This window comes from Microcoleus sp. D2_18a_D3 (assembly GCF_036702455.1).
In the GTDB taxonomy this organism is placed as follows: domain Bacteria; phylum Cyanobacteriota; class Cyanobacteriia; order Cyanobacteriales; family Microcoleaceae; genus Microcoleus.
Genome location: NZ_JAUBTK010000094.1, coordinates 22,395 through 28,606, shown reverse-complemented (window position 1 = coordinate 28,606; position 6,212 = coordinate 22,395). Strand labels below are relative to the sequence as shown.

General features: G+C 49.0%; 3 protein-coding genes. 2 read left to right on the top strand and 1 reads right to left on the bottom strand.

The window, feature by feature from the left end:
* Window positions 1-165: 165 nt before the first annotated feature.
* Window positions 166-327, bottom strand: coding sequence for a hypothetical protein (locus QUB06_RS29270; RefSeq protein WP_333438263.1), 162 nt, complete (start codon window positions 325-327; stop codon window positions 166-168).
* A 736-nt stretch (window positions 328-1,063) separates the two neighbouring features.
* Here QUB06_RS29270 and QUB06_RS29265 point away from each other — a divergent pair.
* Window positions 1,064-3,829 (top strand): HAD-IC family P-type ATPase, encoded by a 2,766-nt coding sequence (locus QUB06_RS29265; RefSeq protein WP_333438262.1) that lies wholly within the window; start codon window positions 1,064-1,066, stop codon window positions 3,827-3,829.
* A gap of 941 nt (window positions 3,830-4,770) precedes the next feature.
* Complete coding sequence (locus QUB06_RS29260) at window positions 4,771-6,171, top strand: CmpA/NrtA family ABC transporter substrate-binding protein (RefSeq protein WP_333142430.1); 1,401 nt, start codon at window positions 4,771-4,773, stop codon at window positions 6,169-6,171.
* Window positions 6,172-6,212 lie beyond the last annotated feature (41 nt).

Genomic DNA, 6,212 nt, shown 5'->3' with positions numbered 1-6,212 from the left:
AACGATGCAGCCCAAAATCTCAATTCAATTGTCTAAAGGGTGCTCAGTGTTTTGGGCTAGCAGATTAGCAATTGATATAGCCTTTCGAGCTCTCATATGAGGTACTCATGGGCAAATGGCTAATGGCATAGGGCTAATGGCATACCTCACCACGCTTGAGAACCGCTATAGCATTGAGTCTTGAATTGATCGGGCAGCCCTCCCAGCTTGTCCAACCTCTGGCATCCAAGTCAACACGATCGCACGCGAGTGCATCACCAAAGCCAGGGCGATCGAATTTCTGCCGTTAAACAAATCCTTCGCAGTAACGGACGATCGAACTAACACCCGCCCGAACCGCATTTCCTAGACCAACAGCACCGAACCCAGCACCAGCGTCACTACTATTTCTATAAGTTCAGAATACGATCGCTTAACTCGGTTTTAACTGACATCTTGCAGCAATATCAATAAGAGGATTTTTCGTGGGGTCGGGCGGGTTTATAGAACCTATTTGCAAGCTTTAAGGCTGTTGGCGAACCCGCCCCTACGGCTAATTGAGAATGGTGCAATATCTCGGTTTTAACTCACATCTTGCACCATTCTCAATTACTTGTTTAGGAACAGGCTTTTCGGCCTGTTCCACAAGAAAATTCATTCTTTGTGGAACGGGCCGGAGAGCCCGTTCTTGACAATGGTGCAAGATATCAGTTTTAACACGCTTTGCGATCGATAACTCCTGACTCCTGCTCAATAATGAATCCGTGTATCCGTGACTTCCGTGTCGTGCCTTTCTTCAACCACACCTAAAACTTGCCAAATGTCAAGGGATTCGATCGACTTTTCCCCATCTTAGCCACCAAGTCCCAAACAAGATGTAGCGCCGGAAAAAATCCCCCAAATTTTTTGCCACAAACGGCCACATCGGTTGTAATATAGATGTAAGTCACAGCCCGTTAAAGTAATCAACCCACAATTAAGCCGCTCAATATATTCACGCTCCAACGAGCGATGAGTTGTATTGAGCGTGCCTATTAAGGAGCGCTCAAAGCTCCTCACACACCCCCAATATTCAGGAAGAATAATGCCATCAAGATCCGCCAACGATGTAGACGTAGCAGAGCAATATTGGCACTACCTAGAAGTATCCAAGGTTGCAACAATCTTAGAAACCAACCTGGAAAGCGGTTTAGAACCGACAGAAGCCAACCATCGCCAACAGAAATTCGGGCCCAACGAACTAACGGTTAAAGCAGGGAAACCAGCCTGGTTAAAATTTATCCTGCAATTTAACCAACCCCTCCTGATCATCTTGCTGAGTGCAGGTTTAATCAAAGCAGTGATCGGAGAATGGCTCAACGCTAGCGTAATTTGGGGCGTAACAACCACCAACGCTACTATTAGTTTCATCCAAGAAGCTGGAGCCGAGAAAAAAATTGAAGCCCTAGCCCAAGCTGTCACCACCGAAGCCACAGTCATTCGGGGTGGCAAAAAATTAAGAATTCCCTCCAAAGAACTCGTTGTCGGGGACTTAGTAACCCTGACTTCCGGCGACAAAGTACCGGCAGACTTGCGCTTAGTGAAAGTGCGCGACTTGCAAATCGACGAATCGGGACTCACCGGGGAATCAGTTGCTGTCGAAAAAGAATTAGGACAATCTGGAGACTTGGTTCTGCCACAAGAAACGCCACTAGCAGAACGGGATAACATGGCCTATGCCGGCAGTTTTGTCACTTTTGGCCAAGCTAGCGGCATCGTAATTGCGATCGCCAATAAAACCGAAACCGGCAAAATCTCCCAACTATTAGATCGGCACATCGATCTCACCACCCCCTTAACCCGCAAATTCAACCAATTCAGTCAAAACTGGCTGTTATTCGTGCTGGGAATGGCAACCTTGACCTTCGCAGTCAGATTGGGCAGACCTGTCCCAGAGGGGGTTTCAGCCTTTAAAGAAGCAGTCGAACCCGCAGTCGCCCTGATTGTCGGCGCAATTCCCGAAGGCTTACCCGCCGTCATCACCGTCACCCTAGCCGTAGGCGTTTCCCGGATGGCAAATCGCCACGCGATCGTCCGCAAATTGCCCGCAGTGGAAACCCTCGGCGGCGCTACCGTCATCTGTTCCGACAAAACCGGAACTTTGACGGAAAACGAAATGACGGTGCAAGAAATCTATTCTGGCGGCGAATCCTACTCGGTTACGGGTACGGGATACAGCCCCGAAGGTGAAATTCAACTCAACCAACTGCCAATTACTGTCAGCCAAACTCCAACTTTGCAAGAATGTTTGCAAGCTGGACTCCTTTGCAACGACTCTCACCTGGAATTCAAAGACGATAATTGGATTGTCGTCGGAGATCCGACAGAGGGAGCGTTAATTGCTGCGGGCAAAAAAGCTGATTTGAGCCAGCAAATTTTGTCCAAGTCAATGCAGCGGCTGGATTCAATTCCCTTTGAATCTCAGTTTCAATACATGGCGACGCTGCACCGAACTCCCAGTGGCAAAATTTTGTACGTCAAAGGTTCAGTAGAATCCATTCTCGGCCGCTGCGGTTCCAGTCTCGATACCCAAGGAAATCCGGTAGAAGTCGATCGCGAACAAATCCACCACCAAGTCGATGAAATGGCAAAGCAAGGCTTGCGCGTCTTGGCTTTAGCGAAAAAGACAGTACCCCAAAGCCAAAATTCCGTCGATCACTCGGATTTGGAGTCAGGGCTGATTTTCTTGGGACTCCAAGGCATGATTGACCCGCCGCGGGCTGAGGCGATCGCAGCCGTCCAAGCTTGTCAAACCGCCGGCATCCAAGTCAAAATGATTACCGGCGACCACATCGCTACAGCCAAGGCGATCGCCCGCCGCATGGGATTCCGCAAAACTAAACACCACAGGGAACTTGTAGCCTACACCGGTGCTCAACTCGCCGCCATGAGCAAGCAGGAACTCGGCGAAGCCGTAGAAGCCGGCTCAGTTTTTGCCCGCGTCGCCCCAGAACAAAAACTCCGCCTCGTAGAAGCTTTGCAAAATCAAGGCGAAATCGTGGCGATGACGGGAGACGGCGTTAACGACGCGCCGGCGCTGAAACAAGCGGATATCGGTATTGCGATGGGCAGCGGTACTGAGGTTTCTAAGGAAGCCGCCGACATGATTCTTACCGATGATAACTTTGCGTCGATCGAATCTGCTGTCGAAGAAGGGCGATCGGTTTACAAAAATCTGCTCAAAGCAATCAGCTTCATTCTCCCAGTCAACGGCGGAGAATCGATGACAATTTTGCTCAGCACCCTCCTAGGTCGAGAATTGCCGATTTTGTCGCTACAAATTCTCTGGCTGAATATGCTCAACTCGATCACCATGACTGTGCCTCTGGCTTTCGAGCCCAAGTCAGCGGGAGTCATGAAACAGCAGCCCCGACCGGTAAACGAACCTTTCCTCACCGGAAATCGGATCAAGCGGATCATCGCTATTTCTCTTTACAACTGGACTCTGATTTTCGGAATGTTTGAATGGGTACGCCAAGCTCCTTGGGGAACCTTGGAACTGGCCCGCACGATGGCGATTCAAGCTTTGGTAATGGGGAGAATTTTTTACCTGTTGAGTCTCAGCCAGTTGTTGCCTTCTTTGATTGCTAAGTTTAGCGGTTCTAAGGAAGAAGTTAGCGGCGCTCCCGCCCTCGGTGTGGGAATTGTCCTGGCGGTGATTTTGCAGATCATCTTTGCTAACTCTCCGTTTGTCAATCGCATATTTGAGACGGCTCCGATGAATCTGGATCAGTGGTTGATTTGCTTCGGCGTAGCCCTGCCGATGATCGGTGTTGCTCTCTCCGTCAACCGCTTTGACCCGCCCAACTAAGCTGCTGTACAAAAGTGCGATCGAACTTGGAGGTACTGCCACCGAGTAGTAATTTCGGGTGTTGAGAAACCGGGTTTCTGGAAGAAACCGGGTTTCTCTGTTTTACACAAAATCGAACCTAAAAGCCCACGTCATATCATCTCCGGTAAATCACTTACGATTAAGCGCCAATTTTAGGCCAATACGCTTGGGCCCGAGCCCGATCGCCCCTAGCCCCCCGCATCGTTGCGGGGGGACAAGAACTTACTCTTTCGTCCCCCAACAACCAGGGGGAGTAGGGGGTATGCGAGGGGATCACGCCCGGAATAAGCAGTTTTAACCCAAGCGTATTGAATTTTAGTCCACCAATGAAAACCAGTTAACCCTTTGACAACACCCAAAGCGTAAAATGTTAATTATTTCTGTATAATAAACTACAATTAGCTTAAAAAAAATAGACATATATTAACAAAGTAAATGTGCAGTGGCTGCGATGTTGGCAACTTATTGACAAGAGATTTGAAGGCGGCCCGATCGGCCTTCGCTACAACCGTTACCCAGCAACTCTTGGTTTGAACCAGTTTTGATAAGCCAACCAGAGCGCCCTTCCCAACGGTGCGTTATCGATAGGGCGATCCCAAAAGATTTACTTATCAAATGAATTTAATAATTGTTTTATAATTTGTGCAAGAGTAAGGTAGAGTTAATTATCAAGCCAAGAAAACGTGCGGCTCGCAAAAAGTGAGTTCACACAACTCGGCCGCTCGAAATATCGATAATCAAAAAAGTCAAATCAGCAGGGATAGTTTAAAGAATTATGCTAGCGATAAATCTTTTGCTCCCTCCTGCCAAGGATCGCTCAAAACGGTTCGCTAAATTCCATTAGCGAACAGAAAAAAAGCGCCTTGATAAACTTCAGTGATGTCGTTACAGAAGATTATGAATTGCAGCGAGGCTAGACTATGACAAAATTTTCAGAGCAATTTTCTCGGCGTAAATTTATCGTTACAGCAGGTGCATCTGCAGTCAGTTCAATACTGCTCAAAGGGTGTTTGGGAAATCCTCCCGAACCGGGTGCTAGTGCTGGCGGTGAGGCCGCTGCTGGTGGCGGGGCAGTGCCGGTGGCAACCTCAGCAGTTGCAGTTGCCAACGAGAGAAGAGTAGAAGGAATTGAAAGCAGTAAAATTACATTGGGATACATCCCGATCGTGGAAGCAGCACCTTTAATCATTGCCCAAGAAAAAGGCTTTTTTGCCAAATACGGCATGACTGAGGTAACAGTTGCCAAGCAAGCCAACTGGGGCTCGACCAGAGATAACGTAGAAATCGGATCTGCCGGGGGCGGCATTGACGGCGGCCAGTGGCAAATGCCGATGCCTTATCAAATTAGTCAAGGCCTGATCACCAAAAACAGCACCCCAATCCCGATGTATGTTCTGGCTCAGTTGAACACTCACGGAAATGGAATTGCGATCGCGGGCAAACACCAAGGCAAAGGCCTCGGACTCAAACTAGACCAAGCAGCCCAAGACTACATCAAAGGCCTAGCGAAAGCAGGCACTCCCTTCAAAGCAGCCTACACCTTCCCCAAGGCCAACCAAGACTTGTGGATTCGCTACTGGCTTGCAGCTAACGGCATCGATCCCGATACAGATGTCAGCTTGCTAACAGTACCGGCAGCCCAAACCGTGGCCAACATGAAAACCGGAAGCATGGACGCTTTCAGCACCGGCGACCCCTGGCCTTTGCGGATTGTCAAAGAAAACATCGGCTTCATGTCAGCGCTCACTTCCGAAATCTGGAAAGCTCACCCAGAGGAATATCTCGCAATTCGCGGCGACTGGGTAGACAAGCATCCCAAAGCCACAGAAGCCGTGATAGCAGCAATCATCGAAGCGCAACAGTGGTGCGACAAGCCAGAAAATCGCCCCGAATTAGTTGCCATTCTTTCCGGCAAAAACTTCATTGACGTAAATCCGGCTGTTTTGGCGCCGCCCTTTGAAGGCAAGTATGTCATGGGCGATGGCAAACCCGACATCAACGACTTCAAGAGCAGCCCGCTGTACTGGAAAGATAGCGTCGGCAACGTTTCTTATCCCTACGCAAGTCATGATTTGTGGTTCATTACCGAAAGCGTTCGCTGGGGTTTCTTGCCAACAAAAACCTTGGCAGACAAAAAGACACTCATCGGTAAAGTCAACCGCGCCGATATCTGGAAGAAAGCAGCCAAATTAGCCGGAGTGGCTGATGCTGATATTCCGAAAAGTACGTCTCGCGGCATTGAGAAGTTCTTTGATGGCAAAGAATTCAACCCGGATCAGCCCGAAGCTTATCTGAGCAGTTTGGCGATTAAAAAAGTGTGATGGGTAAAAGCTTCCCATAATTTAGCCTCAAAAATTTAGTC